The organism is Kluyvera sp., from assembly GCF_965301105.1.
Genome location: NZ_CBDKZX010000003.1, coordinates 15605 through 34036, shown reverse-complemented (window position 1 = coordinate 34036; position 18432 = coordinate 15605). Strand labels below are relative to the sequence as shown.

At 60.3% G+C, this 18432-nt stretch carries 14 protein-coding genes; 2 read left to right on the top strand and 12 right to left on the bottom strand.

Annotated features, from left to right (window positions below):
* Nucleotides 1-5: 5 nt before the first annotated feature.
* The 9 genes from ACW14G_RS01925 to ACW14G_RS01885 are packed head-to-tail and all read right to left on the bottom strand — an operon-like array spanning nt 6 to nt 11888.
* Nucleotides 6-1760, bottom strand: coding sequence for an ABC transporter substrate-binding protein (locus ACW14G_RS01925; RefSeq protein WP_249022041.1), 1755 nt, complete (start codon nt 1758-1760; stop codon nt 6-8).
* A gap of 20 nt (nt 1761-1780) precedes the next feature.
* On the bottom strand, nt 1781-2989 hold the full coding sequence (locus tag ACW14G_RS01920; protein ID WP_419057742.1) for a GNAT family N-acetyltransferase: 1209 nt from the start codon (nt 2987-2989) through the stop codon (nt 1781-1783).
* 10 nt (nt 2990-2999) lie between these two features.
* The gene (locus tag ACW14G_RS01915) at nt 3000-4220 is read right to left on the bottom strand and encodes an acyl-CoA dehydrogenase family protein (protein ID WP_249022039.1); all 1221 of its coding nucleotides are present in this window, start codon (nt 4218-4220) and stop codon (nt 3000-3002) included.
* A 27-nt stretch (nt 4221-4247) separates the two neighbouring features.
* Nucleotides 4248-5399, bottom strand: a complete 1152-nt coding sequence (locus ACW14G_RS01910) for an LLM class flavin-dependent oxidoreductase (RefSeq protein ID WP_167576236.1) — start codon at nt 5397-5399, stop codon at nt 4248-4250.
* Nucleotides 5396-6802 carry an LLM class flavin-dependent oxidoreductase gene (locus ACW14G_RS01905; protein WP_167576235.1) on the bottom strand — a complete coding sequence of 469 codons (1407 nt, stop codon included), beginning with the start codon at nt 6800-6802 and terminating at the stop codon, nt 5396-5398. The genes ACW14G_RS01910 and ACW14G_RS01905 overlap by 4 nt, the downstream gene beginning before the upstream one ends.
* Before the next feature lie 21 nt (nt 6803-6823).
* Nucleotides 6824-8464: a dipeptide ABC transporter ATP-binding protein gene (locus ACW14G_RS01900; protein ID WP_249022037.1), complete on the bottom strand. Its 1641-nt coding sequence runs from the start codon at nt 8462-8464 to the stop codon at nt 6824-6826.
* A 12-nt stretch (nt 8465-8476) separates the two neighbouring features.
* Complete coding sequence (locus ACW14G_RS01895; RefSeq protein ID WP_163447920.1) at nt 8477-9313, bottom strand: ABC transporter permease; 837 nt, start codon at nt 9311-9313, stop codon at nt 8477-8479.
* Between the two features lie 2 nt (nt 9314-9315).
* Nucleotides 9316-10269: an ABC transporter permease gene (locus tag ACW14G_RS01890; RefSeq protein WP_249022036.1), complete on the bottom strand. Its 954-nt coding sequence runs from the start codon at nt 10267-10269 to the stop codon at nt 9316-9318.
* On the bottom strand, nt 10266-11888 hold the full coding sequence (locus tag ACW14G_RS01885; protein ID WP_223802295.1) for an ABC transporter substrate-binding protein: 1623 nt from the start codon (nt 11886-11888) through the stop codon (nt 10266-10268). The genes ACW14G_RS01890 and ACW14G_RS01885 overlap by 4 nt, the downstream gene beginning before the upstream one ends.
* A 231-nt stretch (nt 11889-12119) precedes the next feature.
* Here ACW14G_RS01885 and ACW14G_RS01880 point away from each other — a divergent pair, with 231 nt between their 5' ends.
* On the top strand, nt 12120-13478 hold the full coding sequence (locus tag ACW14G_RS01880; protein ID WP_163447922.1) for an NtaA/DmoA family FMN-dependent monooxygenase: 1359 nt from the start codon (nt 12120-12122) through the stop codon (nt 13476-13478).
* A 191-nt stretch (nt 13479-13669) separates the two neighbouring features.
* Nucleotides 13670-14026, top strand: coding sequence for a hypothetical protein (locus tag ACW14G_RS01875; protein WP_249022035.1), 357 nt, complete (start codon nt 13670-13672; stop codon nt 14024-14026).
* Here the strand turns inward: ACW14G_RS01875 and ACW14G_RS01870 are convergent.
* From ACW14G_RS01870 to ACW14G_RS01860, 3 genes are all read right to left on the bottom strand, one after another.
* Nucleotides 14023-15585, bottom strand: a complete 1563-nt coding sequence (locus ACW14G_RS01870; protein ID WP_249023338.1) for an EAL domain-containing protein — start codon at nt 15583-15585, stop codon at nt 14023-14025. The genes ACW14G_RS01875 and ACW14G_RS01870 overlap by 4 nt on opposite strands.
* 181 nt (nt 15586-15766) lie before the next feature.
* Nucleotides 15767-16543, bottom strand: coding sequence for an SDR family NAD(P)-dependent oxidoreductase (locus tag ACW14G_RS01865; RefSeq protein WP_163447923.1), 777 nt, complete (start codon nt 16541-16543; stop codon nt 15767-15769).
* Entirely contained in the window at nt 16521-18305 is a 1785-nt protein-coding gene (locus tag ACW14G_RS01860; RefSeq protein ID WP_249022034.1) for a sodium:solute symporter family transporter, read from the bottom strand. Before ACW14G_RS01860 ends, ACW14G_RS01865 begins: the two co-directional genes overlap by 23 nt.
* Nucleotides 18306-18432: the final 127 nt, after the last annotated feature.

Here is an 18432-nt window from a genome sequence, read left to right as displayed (position 1 = left end):
CCCCCTTAAGGCTTCAACGCAATATTGGTGATATCGGCCTGCGTGGCGAGAGAGGACCACGTCCAGTGGGTCACGCGCTCGGAGGTCACCGCGATGCGCCGTTTCTCAAACAGCGGGATCCACGGCAGGTCGGCGGAGACCAGACGGTCGGCTTCTTGCCAGATAGGGCCGGGGTTATCCGAGCTGTAGGCCTGTTTCGCCAGCTGGTTCAGTTTGGGGTTGCTATAGCAGATGGCATACACGTTGCCGCGCCCGCACGGTGAGGCGTCTGAGTTCAGCCAGCCGCCGAGCAGCATGCGCGTCGCCGGGCCCTGCCAGTCCGGCGAGGTCTGGCCGAGCGCCAGATCCCAACGGTTTTCCGGGCTTTGCAGATAGGCCATAAACTGCGGCGGCGGCACCGGGATCAGGTTCAGGCGAATGCCCGCGCGCGCCAGATCTTCTTTGAGGATCACCGCCAGCGTGCTGAACTGGTTATTGGCGCGATAAACCAGATCCAACGCCAGCCCATCAGCCAGCCCGGCCTCTTTCAATAGCGCTTTGGCTTTTTCCGGGTCGCCTTTGCTATCAGGGGTGGCATAGGGATCGAACGGCTCATGGCCGAGCAGGGTGCTGGTGATAATCTGCCCCAGCGGCAGGGCGGCAATTTTCCCGCCCTGCGCCTGTACCAGGTGCGCCTTGTTCACCGCGTAGGCTAACGCCTGGCGGACGCGCAGGTCGCGCAGTGCGGTGGCACCCGCGCTTTTGGCCTGCGGCTGGGCGTTGATGGCGATAAAGTTTGCCGCGCCGCTGTTGGCGGCATGCAGATACGGGCTTTTCTGCACCAGATACTGGCGTACCGCGGCCTGTGGCGGGACGTCGAGGTACAGCGACAGGTCGGCATCGCCGGCCTGAATACGCTGCATCACGCTGTCTTCGTTATTGCCGGTGAAGCTCACTTCGATGGCGTCAACCCACGCTTTACGCGCCGGGTCTTCCGCGTGGTTGTAGTCTTTGACCTTCGTCAGCAGCAGCTTCTGGCCGCTCACATAGCTGGCGACTTCGTACGGCCCGCTGGACGGGAAGTTTTTACGGAACTCCTGCGAGTCCGGGAAGTAGCGCGAGGCCACCTCTTCCGGCAGCGGGGTGACGAAGTTCATCGACAGAATGTTGAGGAAGTCATAGTTCTTGCTGTCAGACCGCAGGACCAGGGTTTTATCGTCCGGCGCGCTGACGCCTGCAATCTCATGGCTGTCGATAAAGGCCTTGCTGGCGGCCAGATCGCCGGTTGCCACCTTACTGAAGGCCTGGCAATAGTCGGCAAATCCGGAGAACGCGAGGTTGAAGTAGTTGACCGCCGCCACCTGTTTGTTGGGGTCGCAGAAACGCTTAATGGCGTAGACGAAGTCCTTCGCCACAATGGGCCGCGTGGTTGGCCCCGCGTAGCGAATGCCGTCGCGCAGGTGGAAGGTATAGGTTTTACCGTCGGCGCTGACGTCCCATGATTTTGCCAGATCGCCCACCAGCGTGGTGTCGTCCTTCAGGCTCTGTGGCGAGCCGGGGTAGGTGACCAGCTGGCGGGTGACCGCGCGTAGAATCTCCCACGAATCAACCGAGTAGCCGGTCAGCGGATCGAAGGCGTCGAGGTCCGGCTGCAATGAGGCGATTTTTAAGGTGCCGCCGGGCTGTGGGGCGGCTTCTTCGGCGAATGCCGGAACCATCGCGCCGGTGACCAGCGCGACGAAAAGTGCCTGGCCCGCTAGGGGCCAACGAATGCTGTGCATCAAAAAATCTCCCGAAAAAGTTAGAAGAAGATCCCCGACCAGGGATGTTCATGACAGGCCAGCAGGCACGTTAAACGCGCGGCGGCCTGTGAATGGTGCGGTTGAAGGCGGCGGGCGGCGGCGAGCTGCTGCGCGGTGTATTCGCCAAGCAGCAGCATGGCGAGCGCGTCGATTCCCAGCGTGATATCCGGTCGGCTCGCGCTGCGCTGAATGCCGTCCGACGATAGCCGCCAGACGCCGTAGTTTTCCGCCAGCAGCGGATCGTCAATTGCCAGCGTGACCGCTTCGCCGCTCGCGTAGCGTCGGGCGTTAAGCGTCTGCTCGACGTTGATGATCCGTAGCCAGCTCTCGTCGATGCGCCCCGTTTGCTGGACCGCGCGCGGGTTGGCCAGCAGTAGCGGGAGCGGGTCATCCACCGGGCGGTGCGGCAGTTCGATATAGCGCGCGATATCCAGCTGAAGCAGATAGCCGAGCAGCTGCGCGGCAAGCTGGGGATCGGCGGCGTGCAGATCGTCAACCACCAGCGTGCGCTCGGTGCTGTAGAGCCAGTTGTCGTCCGGCTTCGCGTGATAACGGACAAAACCCTGCGCCTCGCCGTCCTTCAGCGCCAGCGCGACATAATGGTTCAGGCTGCTGTGCGCCAGGCGATGCTGCTGGAGCGCCCACCACTGCGGCCAGCGGGTCAACGTGCCGGCGTGAGGGTGTGGAAAGCGAGCGACGATGGCTTGCTGCGCCTCCCAGGCATTCGTGGCGGGCAGCAGACGAATGTCGCCCTCCGCCGCAGGCAGCGACGGCAGTTCACGTTTATCAAGACGCAGATCCTGAATCGCGGTGGCGATACCGAAGCCGAAGCGCCCATAAATCGTGCCCTGCGAGGCGCGCAGCGTGGCGACGGCGACGCCCTGCCGATAGAGATCCGCCAACTGTTGGCTGAAGAGCGCCCGCAGCACGCCGCGACGGCTGAAGTGCGGCAGTACGCCAACGTGAGTGACGGCGGCATGTGGCACGCGCTGGCCGCCCGGCAGCGTCAGTTCGCCGGGAAAGCTGTTGCTGGTGCCCGCCAGTTGCCCGTCGAGCGACGCGGCGTAAACGCGCCCCGGCACCACGTAGCGCTCGGCCCAGCCATCGACCGGCGTAACGCCTCCCGGCAGGCCGAACATCGCCTGGCGAAACAGCGTTGCGGCGGCAAGCAGCTCGGCGGGGTCATGAAGAGTCCGAATCTCCGGCATCGTGACGTCCTTAGCGTTTCGGCGGCGCGTAGACGCGCGGCGTAGGCAGCTTGCCGCTCAGCACGTAGTCGCCCACTTCGCGCGTCCGGTAGGCCACCGGGTCGTGCAGCGTATGGGTGCGCACGTTGCGCCAGAAGACGTCCAGCCCGTATTGATTGCTGGTGGAGCGCCCGCCGGTCAGCTCATAGATTTCGTTGCTGATTTTCAGCGCCACGTTGTTGGCAATCACCTTGGCCTGGTCGGTTAACAGCGCCAGCTCGCCCCACTGGGTTTCGCTGAGATCGTCGCCCGCGTGGAAAGCGTCCTGGAAGGCGTAGGCGGTTTTTTCCGCCAGCGCGATCCCGGCGGCGAGGTCGGAAGAGAGTTCCCCCGCCTTCAGCCGGTGATAGGGATCCTGCAGCGCGCTCTCCACGCCGGACTCCGGCCACGGGCGGACGGTGTCGCGGAAGTAGGCGGCGGCTTGTTTCAGCGCGCCTTCGGCAATGCCGAGGTAGAAGTGAACGAAGATCAGCTGGCTGAACTGGTTACGCAGGGCGTTGCGCAGCAGCGCGCTGTGCGGCTTCTCCTCCAGCCCGGTGAGGCGATCTTTCTCCTGCAGACGCAGGCGGTTGAACTCCAGCGTACCGCTGGCGGTGAGGCGCTGGCCGAGGTTGTCCCAGTCATCGTTAAAGGTAATGCCCGGCTGGTCGGCGGTGACCTGATACTGCACCAGTTCATCGCCCACCCATACGGCGATGGTCATCACCTGCGAAACGGCGGCTCCGGTGGCGAAGGTACGGCGTCCGGTGACGTACAGGTCGCTGCCATCCCATTCCAGTTGCAGACGCGGGTCACGCGGGTTGCTGATGCTCGACTGGAACCAGCCTTTTTCCGCCACGCCGCGGGCGATAAATTCCCACTGCTCGCGGTTGCCGAGAATGTAGCTCCAGACGCCGTTGGAGTAGTGATAGGTAATCAACTGGCCGAGGGAGCCGTCGGCTGCGGAGATAATGCGGCCAATCTCCAGCGCCTGCACCAGATTCGCGCCGCCGCCGCCCAGTGATTTCGGCACCGCTAATTTGAGCAGGCCGCTCTGGCGCAGCCAGTCGATCTCTTCAAACGGATGCTGGTTGGCACGATCGCGCTCCAGCAAGGTGGCGTAAAGGCGGTCCGCGACTTCCTGCGCCACCGCTTTCCAGTGGGCGAATTCCTGGTGGTTAAGTCCGGCATAAATGTCCTGAGCGTGGCTCATAGTTCCTCTCTTAGGTGCGATGTTTTTTTATGGTTGATGTGATGAATGCAGCAGTCCGCTGCGGCGTAGCAGGGCGCCTGCGCCCTCGGCGAACCAGTAAGCCTCTTCAAGATGCGGCTGGCCGGATAAAATAAAGTGCTCGATGCCCAGCGCGTGGAAGGCCTGGATTTTCTCCGCCACCTGCTGGTGGCTGCCGACGATGGCGGTTCCCACGCCGCCGCGCACCAGCGCATAGCCGCTCCAGATATTAGGGGCGACCTCCAGCAGACGGACGTTTTCCGGATTGACCTGCTCGGCCTGAATATCTTCCAGCAGCGCGCTCATGCGCTTTTGCCCGACCGATTCGGTACGCCCCAACAGCGACTGGGCGCTGTGAATACGCTCCGGGGTAATGCCGTTGAGCAGGCGTGCGGCTTCGCGCCAGGCCTCCTCCTCGGTATCGCGGCTGATAACGTGAAAGCGAATGCCAAAGCTCGGCGTGCGCCCCTGGGCGGCGGCCAGCGCGCGCACGGTTTCCAGCTGCGGCGCAACCTGCTCCGGCGGCTCGCCCCAGCTAATCCAGGTGTCGGCCTGAGCGGCGGCGACCTGCTGGGCCGCCGGGCTGGAACCGCCAAAGAACACCGGCGGTACGGGCCACGGCGACGGCAGTAGGGTGGCCTGCTCCAGCTGATAGTGCTCGCCGTGAAAATCGAACGGCTGGCCGCTATTTCTGGCATGGCTGACGCCTTTAAACGCGGCAATGAACTCGCCGCTGCGGGCGTAGCGTTGATCGTGATCCAGTCGGTCGCCGTAGCGACGTTGTTCAACCGGATCGCCGCCGGTGACGATGTTGATCATCAATCGACCTTCGGTCAGCCGCTGGAAGCTGGCGGCCTGATGGGCGGCCAACGTCGGTGAAATAAAGCCCGGGCGGAAGGCGACGATAAATTTCAGCCGTTCGGTGTGCTGGCTGATGGCCATGGTGCTGAGCCACGCGTCTTCGCACCAGCTGCCCGTCGGCGTCAGCACGCCCTCAAAGCCCAGACGTTCGGCGCTGCGGGCGATATCCACCAGATAATCGAGCGTTGCGGGGCGGAACTGCCCGCCGATGCCGCTGATATGTTGGGAGTCGTCGCCCGCGCCGACGATCCCCCGGCTGTCGCCGTTGGTCGGCAGATACCAGTGCAGATGAATGCTCATGGCGCCTCCTGGATATAGCTCTCGCTCAGCTGGCGGAAACGCGTGCCGGGGTGATCGTCACGCAGCCGCCGTTGCCCGTTGCCCTGCAGGCGTTCGCGCAGGGTCAGGGATGAACCATCGGCGCGGCGCATGCGGCCTCGCGCCTGCAGCTCCGGCACCACCCAGCGGACAAAATCTTCAAAGCTGCCGGGGCTGATGGCGTAGGCGAGGTTGAAGCCGTCCACGCCGGAAGCGTCGGCGAAGGCTTCCAGCTGGTCGGCGACGCTCTGCGGGCTGCCCACCAGCGTTGGGTGAATGCCGCCGATGCCGATATAGTTGCTGATATCGCCCACCGTCCACTGACGCTCGGCGTCGATGCGCGTCAGCCCGGCCAGCGCGGAACGGCTGGCGTTGGTTTCGATATATTTGAGCGGCGCGTCCAGCGACCAGCCGGACCAGTCCACCCCGGTCCACGCGGAGAACAGCGCCAGCGCCGCCTCCTGGCTGGCGTAGCTGAGGTAGTCCTGGAATTTTGCGTGGGCTTTGGCGTCGTCTTCATCCACCACCACGCTGATGGCGGTGATAAAACGAATGGCGTCGGCGGCACGGCCCTGCTCGTGCGCCTGGGTACGAATTTTGTCGATATTCTGCGCAATGGACTGCGGCGTGGTGCCGCCAAGGAACACCACTTCGGCGTTCTGCGCGGCGAACAGCCGTCCGCGATCCGAGGTGCCGGCCTGGAACAGCACCGGCGTGCGCTGCGGGCTGGGCTCGGCCAAGTGGGCATCCGGCACGGTAAACCAGCGTCCCTGATGGCGAATCGGGTGAACTTTGGCCGGGTCGGTATACACGCCTGCCTCGCGGTCGCGTCGTACCGCATCGTCTTCCCATGAGCCTTCCCACAGTTTGTAGGTGACCTCCAGAAACTCCTGCGCCCGCTCGTAGCGTTCGTCGTGGTCCATCTGTTTTTCCAGCCCGAGGTTTCGCGCGGCGGACTCCAGTACCGAGGTCACAATGTTCCACGCCACCCGGCCTTTGGTCAGGTGATCGAGAGTGGTGAACTTACGGGCCAGCAGGTAAGGATGTTCGTAGGTGGTGGAGACGGTAATGCCAAAACCGAGCTGACGGGTGGCGGCGGCCATCGCCGAGACCAGCAGCAGCGGGTCGTTGACCGGCGACTGCGCGGCGGTTCGCAGCGCGGCGTCCGGTTTGCCCTGGTAGACGTCAATCTGCCCCAGCGCGTCGGCAATAAACATCGCATCGAATCCGGCGTCATCCAGCAGGCGCGCAATGTGCAGCCAGTAGTCGAGCGTGGTGTACTCGCTGGCGCGGTCGTCGGGGTGTCGCCACAGCCCGGCGGAGACGTGGCCAACGACGTTCATCATAAAGCCATTGAATAACAGTTGTTTTTTCGCGGTTGTCATGGTGTGTCCTTATTAAACTGGTCAGGCAAATCGTTTTAAGGCCGTCTCTGTCTCGCCCGGTGGCAGCAGATAATTGGCGGCCAGCAGCTGACGGGTGAGCGGGTGGCGCTCGGTGGCATACAGCGCGTGGCGGGGGAAATCGTCGACGACTTCGCCGTGGGCCATCACCACAATGCGCTGGCAAAACTGGGCCACCAGCGCCAGGTTGTGGCTGATAAACAGGCAGGTCAGGGCGTGCTGTTGATGCATACGGGTGAGCAGGGTCATCACCTGCGCCTGCACCGTGAGATCCAGCGCCGAGGTGGGTTCGTCGAGCAGCAGAAAATGCGGATTCACCGCCAGCGCGCGGGCGATATTGGCGCGCTGGCGTTGGCCGCCGGAGAGCTGGTGCGGGTAGCGTTGCAGCAGCCCGACGTCCAGCCCCACTTCGCTAAACAGCGACTGGGCGCTGGCCACCGCCTGCGAGCGCTGTGTGGTGATGCCGAGACGAAACTGCGGGCGCACCAGTTGCTCTTCCAGCGTCAGGCGCGGGTTGAACGACGCCAGGCTGTCCTGGAATACGCATTGCAGCTGACGACGCAGGGCGGCGACGCTCTGCGGATCTGCCGTTCGCACCGGCTCGCCAGCAAACTGTATCTCGCCACGATCGGCGGGGATCAACTGCGCCAGCAGCCGCGCGAGGGTTGATTTTCCGGAGCCGGACTCGCCGATAATGCCGACAATTTCACCGCGCTGGATACGCAGATTGACGTTGTCTACCGCCGTCACCGGCACCTTTTTCGGCCACCAGCCCTGCGGCTCGCGTCGCCAGAAATCTTTACCCAGCGCGCGGGTTTGCAGCAGCGGCGCGCCGTCAACGAGTCGCGCGGCGACCGGTGAGATATTCGGCCACGGCACCGCCGCCAGCAGCGATTGGGTATAGGGATGCTGTGGTGCGGCAATAAGTTCTGCTGTGGCGGCCTGCTCAACGATGCGCCCATGCTGCATCACCGCAACGCGATCGCTTAAGGCCGCCACCACGCCGAAATCGTGGGTGATGATCAACAGCGCCATTTGCTGCTGCTGGCACAGCTCTTTGAGCAACTGGAGGACCTCGCGCTGTACGGTCGCGTCGAGGGCGGTGGTGGGTTCATCGGCAATCAGCAGGCGCGGGCGGCACATGGCGGCGAGCGCAATCAGAATACGCTGGCGCATCCCGCCGGAGAGCTGGTGCGGATAGAGCGCCATCACCTGCTCAGGCTGGCGGATTTTCATGCGCACCAGCCAGGCGATCGCCTCTTCGCGCAGGGCGCGTCGCCCCAGCGCCGGGTGCAGACGACGCAGATTGTGCTGAAGCTGTTTGCCCACTCGCCACGAGGGATCGAGGGTGGAGAGCGAGTTCTGAAACACCATCGCAATATCGTGGCCGCGCAGGCGGTTAAGCTGTGCCGTCGACTGGTGCAGCAGCGGCTGGCCGTCGAAGGTGATGCTGCCGCCCAGTGTCACCTGGTCTGCGGGCAGCAGGCCGAGAATGGCGGCGGCGGTGACGCTTTTACCGGAACCGGATTCCCCCGCCAGCGCCAGCACTTCGCCGGGGGCAATGGTCAGGGAGACGTCGTTTACCGCCTGGACGTTCTGGCGGTGGAAAAGCACGTTAAGGTGGGCAATTTGCAGCAGGCTCATGGTTGCCGCTCCTTATTGGTAAGGGTCAAGGAGATCGCGCAAGCCGTCCCCCAGCCAGTTAAACGCCAGCGACAGCAGTACGATCGCCACGGCAGGCGCGGTAGCCACGTGCGGCGCGCCGAGGATCATCATTTGTGCGCCTTCGCCGACCATGCGCCCCCAATCGGCCTGCGGTGGCTGCACGCCCAGGCCAAGAAAACTCAGGCCGGCGAGGAACACCACCATGCCGCCGAGCAGCGAGGTGGTGTACACCAGCAATGGGGTGGCGACGTTGGGCATAATTTCACGGAACAGAATGTCGGCAGTCGACGCCCCCTGAGCGCGTAGCGCTTCGACGTACTCTTTCGCCACTTCGGCGCGGGTATCGCGATAGACCACGCGGGTGAGGTAGGGAATGACGCTGCAAATCAGGGTAATGATGAGCGTGGGATAACCGCTGCCCAGCACCGCCGACAGGCCGATGGCGAGCAGCACCATCGGGAAGGCGAACAGCATGTCCATGCTGCGCATAATCAGTTCGGAAAAGGCCGACGCGCGAAAGCCCGCCAGCATGCCGAGCGCCAGGCTCACCAGCGCGGCGAAGATAATCGGCAGCACCGAGGCGGCGAGCAGGCTGCGTCCGCCCCAGATGATACGGCTTAAGACATCGCGCCCCTGATTATCCAGCCCCAGTAGATGGCCCGGCGTACCCGGCGGCGCCAGACGCAGGCCGTCGAAGGCCGCGAGCGGATCATAGGGCGATAGCCACGGCGCGAACAGCGACACCAGCAGCGCGCAGAGCAGAATCAGCAGGCCGAGCAGCGCCAGCCCGTGTCGTGAAAGCCGACGCAGGAAGAGGGTAGGGGTCATGGTTAACGGGCTCCTTCGTGGCGGGGATCCAGCCAGTCCTGCAGGATGTCGCTCAGCAGATTGACGGCGAGGAAGCAGACGGCGATCAACATCACCCCGGTCTGGATAGTGGGGTAGTCCTGGCCCGCAGCGGCGTTGTACAGCTGGGTGCCAATGCCGGGCCAGGCGAAAATCTTCTCGATAAAGATGACGCCGCTGAGCAGGTAGCCAATTTGCAGCCCGGTGATGCTGACAATCGGCGCCAGCAGGTTCCGTCCCAGGTGCCGCCACAGCAACAGCGCTGTGGGATAGCCCAGTGCCCGGTAGGTACGGATGTAGTCAGCATTCATGATGTCGATGACGCTGTGACGCACCTGACGGGCGAGAATCAGCATCGAGATCAGCGCCGTGGAGAGCGCGGGTAAAAACAGATGGTGCAGCAGGTCGCCCAGCCCGCGGTCGCCGCGCATGTCGTACATCCCCGAGACCGGGAACCAGCGCAGCTTCACGGCAAACAGCCAGATGAAAAACACCGCCAGCCAGAAAATAGGGATGTTATGGCCGAGCTGGACCAGCAGCATCACCAGGCGGTCGCGGCGGGTACCCTGCCACAGGCCGCACGTTACGCCTACCGCGACGCCGGGTATCAGGCATAACAGCACCGCCGCGCCGGTCAGAATCGCGGTATTGGCGAAGGCGCTGCTCAGCACTTCGATCACCGGTGCGCGCAGGGTTAGCGAGGTGCCCCAGTCGCCGCTGAACAGGTTCTTCAGCCACAGCAGGTACTGCACCGCCGCAGGCTTATCCAGCCCGTAAACGTGACGAATTTGCTCGATGGCCTCGCTGGAGAGCTGCCCGGCCAGCGCGTTGGCGATCGGGTCGCCGGGCACCAGCTTGGCAATCAGGAACACCAGCAGCGAGATCAGAAACAGCAGCGGCACGGCCTGCGCCAGGCGAAGCAGTATGATGCGAATCATGGTTTCAACCACACGCGGGTCAGGTCGTAGAAATTCTGCGCCGGGACGTTAAAGCCCTGGACGGCGGGCGACGAGGTAAACACGCGGTTCAGCTCAAGCAGCGGGACAAACGCCGCCTGCTGCTGGAACTGCTGGTTAACCTGATGCCACAACGTCAACGCTTTTTGCCGATCGGTGGTGACGCTGGCCTCGGCGATCAGCGGCTCGACGCCGGTAATGACCTTTTCGCCTTTGCCGCGGGACACCACGTAGTTTTTCCATGCCACGTTCAGCCACTGCGGGGTAATCAGCCCCCATTCCATGGTGAATAGCCCGGTGTCGTCGGCGAGGTTGGCCAGGTGCGAGCTGTAGGTAATCCATTCCTGTGACACCACCTTCACGGTAATGCCAACCTTGCTCAGATCGCGTTGGATCCACTCAATCACCGGTTGGTTTTGATCGTAAGTGATGATGGTGAAGCTCACTTCACCGGGCTGATACCCGGCGTCGGCCAGCAGTTTTTTCGCCCCTTCCGGGTCGTAGGTATAGTCTTTCTGCTCGGCGAGGAAGGCTTCATTAGAGCGGTTAAGAATGCTGTAGCTCGCCACCGCGTGGCCGTTAAGCAGTGACTTCACCAGCTCTTCACGGTTGATGGCTTTGATCACCGCCTGGCGCACGGCCAGCTGGCGGGTATATTTATTGGCAAAGTTCCAGCCGAGGAACAGCTGGTTAGCTTCGGTGCTGTCATGTACCGTGTAGCCGCTCTGCGAGAGCAAATCGACCGCGTCGGTCGGGGTCCGTGACAGGATATCCACCTGGCCGGACTGCAACGCGCTGACGCCGGTGCTGCCGTCGAGAATCGGGCGGAAGATCAGCCGTTCCATATACGGTTTTTTGCCCCACCAGTCGTCGTTGCGCACCAGTTCGGTACGGTCGTTGCGAACCCGCAGCACAAAGCGGTACGGTCCGGTCCCGGTTGGGTGTTCCGCCAGACCGTCCTGGCCCCATTTTTTCAACGCCGCCGGGCTGAAAATGCCGGAAACCCAGTTGCCCTGCGGCAAGAAACGCAGGAAGTCAGGGAAGGGCTGGTTGAAGGTGTAACGCACGGTAAGCGGGTCGATCACCTCAATCGCTTTCAGGTCGCGATAAACCTGGGCCATGGTGGCCTGTGAGCGGGCATCGAAGTATTCGAACTGTGGGTCGGTAAAGCGGCGCACGTTGAAGCGTACCGCTTCGGCGTCAAACGGCGTACCGTCGTGGAACTTAACCCCTTCACGCAGATGAAAGGTGTAGACGGTCGCGTTGTCGTTAACGTCCCAATGGGTCGCCAGGCCGGGAACGATTGGCGGGGTGCCCTTTGCCGCCGGAACCGAGAGATCTTCGGCCACCAGCGACTCATAAATATGTTTGTCTACCCGGTAAGTTTCATAAGAATACTGGCGGTTGGGATCGTAAATGGTCGGTTCCAGCGCCTGGCCAATAATTAACGTTTTGCCATAACGCGATTTCTCATCACCGTCTTCAGCAAAGGACAAACCGGGTAATCCTAATCCCATAAATAATGTGGTGGAAATGGCGGTGAGCTGTAATAGCTTACGGCGAGATAATGATATCCCGGATGAAAATTGATTGTTTTTCATAACGATGTCCGATTTGCGAATGCAGGTGTTTTTAATATGTGCCTGATTTTTTTATTGGGATCAGGTCAGACGGCGATACTAGCACCGGATAAAAAAGAGAATAAATACGCATTTGTGATTTTGTTTTCTGCTTTTCTTATTTGCGGTTTTTGGCTTTAGTTTGCCGGATTTATTCATTGTCGATAAAAATTGTTTTATTTAAGGTCAGTTCTTTTTATTTCGGTAAATAACATGCGCAATAACATTATTCTCAGTGGGTTTACGATGGCGGCGGTTTCCCACATTAACTACGGCATGTGGCGTGACCCACAGGACCAAAGTTATCGCTATACCGATATTGAATACTGGGTGGCGCTGGCAAAGCTGCTGGAAGATAACGGCTTTGACTGCCTGTTTATTGCCGATGCGCTGGGGTTGATTGATAGCTGGCAAGGCAGCCCGGCGGCATCACTGGCGCAGGGGATTCAGTCGCCGCTGATTGACCCGCTGCTGCTGGTTTCCGCCATGGCGGCGCAGACGCAGCGGCTGGGATTTGGGATCACGGTCTCCACCACCTATGAACAGCCTTATCTGCTGGCACGCAAATTTACCACCCTCGATCACCTGACCGGCGGGCGTATTGCCTGGAATGTGGTGACGTCACAGCTGGAGAGCGCGGCGCGCAATCTGGGGCTGGAAAAACAGATGGACCACGACGAGCGCTACGATCGCGCCGATGAGTTTCTGACCGTGAGCTATAAATTGTGGCAACACTCCTGGGAGCGTGCGGCGCTGAGGCGCGATAAGGCGGCGGGTATCTACAGCGACCCGCAGAAAGTGCATGCGGTCAACCATCGCGGACGCTGGTTTTCGGTGCCGGATGCCCATCTTTCTGAGCCCAGCCCGCAGCGCACGCCGGTGATTTTCCAGGCTGGCGGCTCGCCGCGCGGCATTGATTTTGCCGCGAAGCATGCTGAAGTGGTGTTTGTCGCCGGGCTGGACGCCAGCGGCGTGCGCCGACAGGTGGCGGCAATTAAGGCGCGGGCTGCGGCGTTGGGCCGCGCGCCGGGGGCGATTAAGTTTATCAGCGCGGTGACGGTGATTACCGGGGAAAGCGAACATGACGCGCAGGCGCGCTATGCTGAACGACGCGCCCGCTACGATTTGCAAGGGGCGCTGATTCACTACGGGGCCAGCACCGGGGTCGATCTCGCCGGTCATTCGCTGGATGCGCCGCTCGCCTGGCAGCAGACAAACTCTAACCGTTCGCTGCTGAAAATGGTGACCGGCGAAGACGGGCAACCGAGCCGCACACTGCGTGAAGTGTTTCATCCCGAACAGGGTCTGGGGCGGCAAAAGACGTTTGTCGGTAGCGGCGACAGCGTGGCCGCGCAGCTGGAGCAGTGGCTGGAGGAGAGCGACACCGACGGCATTAACCTGGCGCAATGGCTGTCGCCGGGCTGCTTTGAAGATTTCGCTCGCTGGGTGATACCCGCGCTAAAACAGCGGGGGCTGTTGGGCAATGCTGGCGAAGCCGCCACGTTGCGTCAGCGCTTATTCCCGGATGGCAGCGCCGAGCCCGCAGCCGATCATCCCGCGCAGATTAAATAGCGGAAATAAAGTTTCTTTATTTGAGTAATAAGTGGAAATGTTATTTCCGCTTATTACTCATGAGAATGTGAAGTCTATTTTATTTCGTAATATCTATTTCTGTTTCTTCGTTTTTATTGCGTCAGAACAAAAACGTTATATTCATCAGGCCTGTATGGTAGCGCCTCTTATTGAGTCTGTTTACCTATAAAATGATGAAGAATCTGCTGTTATTATTATCGTTTATTTTAATTTCTCCCTCATCTCTGGCGCTGAATTTTAACTCGACGGCGCTGCAGCTTCATTGCCCGACGCGCGGCCTGGTGGAGGTCACTCTCCATGTCTATGGTCATGTATCGGAACTGTGGCAGGGGCATTATGAAGTCGGCGCTGGCCACCGTCAGGATAACGGCGTCGAGGTGGTCAGCTTTAGCAATGGCGACAGGCTTATCCACCGCAGCCGTAGCGGCGAGTTTTTATATCGCTATGCGGGGAAGGGGACGCTACAGCGCTGCCAGAAGCTTTCCGAAAGCCCGCTCCATGCGCAGACGCTGGCCTATCACCATTAACGTTCGCCTGCCTGTAGGTTATCGTTCGCCCAGTGGATAAACGCTTTTTTCGCCAGCGCCGGGCTGAATAGCCAACCCTGTCCGGTCTGCACGCCGTGGGCGAGCAGCCAGTCGCGTTGCGCGGGAGTTTCAATCCCTTCGGCCACCATCGTCAGGTTGAGCGATTTTGCCATGTCGATGATATGGCCGGTCACGCGATTGTGTTCCAGGCTGTCGACGAAGGATTTATCGATCTTCAGCGTGTCGATGTCCAGATCCTGCAAGTAGCTGAGGCTTGAATAGCCGACGCCAAAATCATCAATACAAATGGTATGGCCCATTTCCCGGTAGGCCTGAATCACCGGGCACGCGGTTTTGGGAGTGATGAGTTCGCGCTCGGTAATTTCAATCGCAATCTGATTGGCGGCAACCTGCCACTGCGTGAGCAGTTTTTTAACGAGCGTCGGTAGAGGAGGTGAGCTGAGGTCGGCGGCGGAGAAATTAATCGCAATATGCTGTTGTGGATGCGCGGCCAGCCAGTTCCCGAGATCGTCAAATACCGTACGCACGATATATTCGGTCAGTTGATTAATAACGCCGGTTTGCTCGGCCAGCGGGATGAAAATATCCGGCGGTAGCCAGTGGCCGTCCGGCTGCTGCCAGCGGGCCAGCGCTTCGGCGCCGACGATGCGTCCGCTCTTCAGGTCGACCACCGGCTGATAGTGCACGCTGATCTCCTTCGTCCGTATGGCATCGAGAATGCGGTAATGGGATGAACGCAGGCGGCGCAGAAGACGCAGCATCAAAAATGCCGTGATGAGACTCAGGAGTATGCCCAACGGCACCCAAATCATCAGCTGGTGGCGCAAGCTGGATTCCATCGGCTGCAGGGAAGACCAGGTCAGTAAAATCGCCCCCACCGTTGGCAGAAGCTGCTGGTGGTAAACGATGCCGTCTTTTTCGATTGTCGGCTGAAAGACATGCAGATTTTTTTGCCAGAAGTCCGCGTCGACAGGCGCATTGCTGGTGATCACCTGATAACCTTTCGTACTGATCAACGCGGCATGAATGGGGTAGTGAGGGTGCGGCAAGACGTCGATCAGTGAATCGGGATCCACAATGGCGACGTACCGACCGTTGCTGACGGCGACCATTTTGTCGTCGGTTTGCAGGTCGTGACGCGACACCAGCCACACCTGATAACCGCCGGGGGCGGTAAATTCGGAGTCAGGGACTTTTTCGCCCAAACTATTGCCTAACAGGGCGCAGGGATGGACCGCGTTTTCAAGGAAAAACACGCTCTGCACGTATTGATGAATATAGGACATCTTTTGTAACTGACGCAGATGCGCCAGGCTACAGGTCTCGCCCCGGAAGCGGCTGACCTCTTCCAGCGCGGTACGCGTTTGATGCTTGACGCGCTCTGAACGCGCCATGACCCGTGCGGCGTAGTTGTTTAACTCCTGGTCAAAGAGTTCGTGGGCCTGGCGGTGGGCCAGCCACAGGCTGAGCGTAATGGGCAGAATGATTAGGATAATCAGCACGCCCGTGATTATGCTCACCAGACGCTGCGTGGTCATCATGAATTCCTGGTGCTCGAGCGGAGGTTATTAAGCGATTTATTCGCTGCTGAGTATATCGTTGGCAGGGGGTTCCAGACTATAACAATATAAAGATTATGCCTATCATTCTGCTGGATACCGATTTTGGCTCGAAGCGAAATACCCCTTCAGGATGAACTGAAGGGGCGTTTTTTATCCATTATGGCGCCATTTGTCCGCCGTTGACGTCCAGAATCTGCCCGGTGATATAGCCGCTGCAGGCGTGCGATGCGAAGAACAAGAACGCTGGCGCAACCTCCTCAGCGGTGCCAAAGCGGCCCATCGGAATACTGGCGGCGATTTTGGCCCGCAGTTCGTCGCTTTTCCCGTCATGGAACGCGGTATCGATGGTGCCCGGTGAGACGATATTGAAGCGGATACCGTCGACGGTAAATTCTTTCACCCAGTTACGGTGAATATCATGCAACCAGGCTTTCGACGCCGCGTAGACGCCCGCACCCACGCCGCCGCCCTCGCGCCCGGCGATGGAACCGGTGCTGATAACGCAGGTGGTTTCGCCTCGGGCTTTCGCCGCCGCGCGTAAATGCGGAATGGCAAAGCGGGTCATCATCAGCGCCGAGCGGGCGTTGAGATCCATCACCCGGTCGTAAAATTCATCGTCAATGGCTTCCAGGTTGGCTCGCCCTCCGAGACCGCCGGCGTTGTTAATCAACACGTCCAGGCCGCCGAAGCGTTCAACAAACGCGGCGACCAGGTGAGCGCATTCGTCCGAGCGGGTGACATCAGCCTGCAAGAATTCGACCTCGCCGCCATATTGACGCAGCAGACTTAACGTCTCTTCCAGCTCCGGCGGAACGTTATGGCTGTTGATGCCGACTTTGGCTCCCTGGCGGGCAAACGCCAGCGCGGCGGCCAGCCCCATCCCTGCGCTGGACCCGGTGATTAATACGCGCTTATTTTTCAGGTCGGTAAACATAGTTGCTCCCTTGTGTTGAAGAATCAGAAGAGGCGCTGCGCCAAAGAACGTAGCCGAACAAAATGATGGCGGCAGCGCTGAGCAGGAACAGCAGGCGTCCCCACAATGGATTAGGAATCAGGATCATCAGCAGCATGCACAGACCCATGGCGAGCGATATTTTGCCGATTTTGCTGCGCTGCAGGCGGTCGAAGCCATCCTGCTCGTGGTCGGCGTAGACCGGTGTTTCCATATTGCTGAAGAAGGTAGCGAGTACTGAAGCGCGCGCTTTACCCGGCTCGCGGTAAAACAGCGTCGACAGGCAGAAGAAGCCGCCGGTAAACACCAGGTGGCAGAAAATATTCCACACGGCGGAGAGATCTTTCAGTTCACGGTTGGTCAGCGTCAGCCCCAGCGTGTCGCTCACGTCTTTCACCGTGAGCCAGTGGGTAATGACGTAAGAAACAATCAGCCCAAAGACCACCGTCCCCCATGCGGACCAGTCCGGTGTTTTGCGGATAAACATGCCGAAGAACAGCGGCACGATAATCGGCGCGGAAGCCAGGGTCCCAACCTGAATCATCAGGTCAAACAGGCTCAGCTCTTGCAGCGATTGCATATACTGCGCGACCAGAATCACCAGCACGCCGTTGACGATGCACGCCGTCTGGCCGACGCGCAGCAGGTAGTGCTCGCTTTTGGGTTCATTGCGATTCACCACCGGCGTCCAGAAACTGCGCACGAAAATGCCCGAGTTGCGGTTAAGCGCGGTATCCATCGACGACATGGTGGCGGCAAACAGGCCGGCCATCAGCAGCCCGACGGTTCCCTCCGGCATGGCGCGTTCGGCGAACACCAGATAGGCCGCGTCGGTGGCGTTTTTCCCCAGTTCCGGGTGCGACTGCGCCATATCCGGGTAGAGAATGGCGGTGGCCCACGGCGGTATAAACCAAATCAGGGTGCCGAACAGCATCAGGAACAGGGCAAACAGCGCGGCTTTTTTGGCGTTGGCGCTGTCCTTGGCGTTCAGGTAGCGATAGGAATCCTGCAGGTTGTTGAAGCTTTGCAGTTGCTTCACAAAGAAGAAGGCGAAGCAGACTATCAGGATCAGAATATAGTGCGGGCCGGTGTCCGGGCCGGTAAAGAAGCCGGACGGGAAGTCGTTGACCATTTTGACCGGGCCGCCGACTTTAAACAGCGCCACCGCCGCGCACACCACCGAAATAATCGCCACAATCAGCGTTTGTACGAAGTCGCTGGCCACCACGCCCCAGGAGCCGCTCAGCAGGGAGATCAGCAGCACCACCAGACCGGTGATCCACAGCGTCAGCGTTAAGTCATACTTAAAGACCGCGCTGGCAAACACCGCCAGGCTGTTAAGCCATACGCCCGCGTTAAGGATGCTGAGCGGAATCAGGATCCAGGTAAAGAACTGCTCGTTTTTCGGGCCAAAGCGCTGGCTGATGGCCTGAGTGGGCGTATCGACCCGCAGCTGGCGGAAACGGGTGGCGAACCACCACCAGCCGACGATGTAACCAATGACGTTACCGGCAAAGACGCCGATGGCCGTAAAGCCGTAGCGATAGGCCTGACCGGCGGCGCCGGTGAAGGTCCAGGCGCTGAACTGCGCCATGAACGCCGTCGCGCCCACCATCCACCACAGCATCCTGCCGCCGCCGCGGAAGTAGTGGCTTGCCGACCCGGTACCCATTTTTTTGAACGCGTAGCTGATAGCAATCATCAGCACGAAGTACACCACCATCACAATAATGTTGATATCCATTATGTCCACACTCGCGAGTTGTATCAGGAGATGAAGTATTATTTGTCATTTAGTATGACTAATAAAATTGACGTGAGCTGATTTGCGATCCACTTCAATGTTTGGCGTTTTATCGAGTGTGACTTGT

Bases quoted from the DNA above. Each gene is read 5' to 3' on its own strand.
- ACW14G_RS01925 (WP_249022041.1), bottom strand. From the start codon at position 1,760: ATGCACAGCATTCGTTGGCCCCTAGCGGGCCAGGCACTTTTCGTCGCG.
- ACW14G_RS01920 (WP_419057742.1), bottom strand. From the start codon at position 2,989: ATGCCGGAGATTCGGACTCTTCATGACCCCGCCGAGCTGCTTGCCGCC.
- ACW14G_RS01915 (WP_249022039.1), bottom strand. From the start codon at position 4,220: ATGAGCCACGCTCAGGACATTTATGCCGGACTTAACCACCAGGAATTC.
- ACW14G_RS01910 (WP_167576236.1), bottom strand. From the start codon at position 5,399: ATGAGCATTCATCTGCACTGGTATCTGCCGACCAACGGCGACAGCCGG.
- ACW14G_RS01905 (WP_167576235.1), bottom strand. From the start codon at position 6,802: ATGACAACCGCGAAAAAACAACTGTTATTCAATGGCTTTATGATGAAC.
- ACW14G_RS01900 (WP_249022037.1), bottom strand. From the start codon at position 8,464: ATGAGCCTGCTGCAAATTGCCCACCTTAACGTGCTTTTCCACCGCCAG.
- ACW14G_RS01895 (WP_163447920.1), bottom strand. From the start codon at position 9,313: ATGACCCCTACCCTCTTCCTGCGTCGGCTTTCACGACACGGGCTGGCG.
- ACW14G_RS01890 (WP_249022036.1), bottom strand. From the start codon at position 10,269: ATGATTCGCATCATACTGCTTCGCCTGGCGCAGGCCGTGCCGCTGCTG.
- ACW14G_RS01885 (WP_223802295.1), bottom strand. From the start codon at position 11,888: ATGAAAAACAATCAATTTTCATCCGGGATATCATTATCTCGCCGTAAG.
- ACW14G_RS01880 (WP_163447922.1), top strand. From the start codon at position 12,120: ATGCGCAATAACATTATTCTCAGTGGGTTTACGATGGCGGCGGTTTCC.
- ACW14G_RS01875 (WP_249022035.1), top strand. From the start codon at position 13,670: ATGATGAAGAATCTGCTGTTATTATTATCGTTTATTTTAATTTCTCCC.
- ACW14G_RS01870 (WP_249023338.1), bottom strand. From the start codon at position 15,585: ATGACCACGCAGCGTCTGGTGAGCATAATCACGGGCGTGCTGATTATC.
- ACW14G_RS01865 (WP_163447923.1), bottom strand. From the start codon at position 16,543: ATGTTTACCGACCTGAAAAATAAGCGCGTATTAATCACCGGGTCCAGC.
- ACW14G_RS01860 (WP_249022034.1), bottom strand. From the start codon at position 18,305: ATGGATATCAACATTATTGTGATGGTGGTGTACTTCGTGCTGATGATT.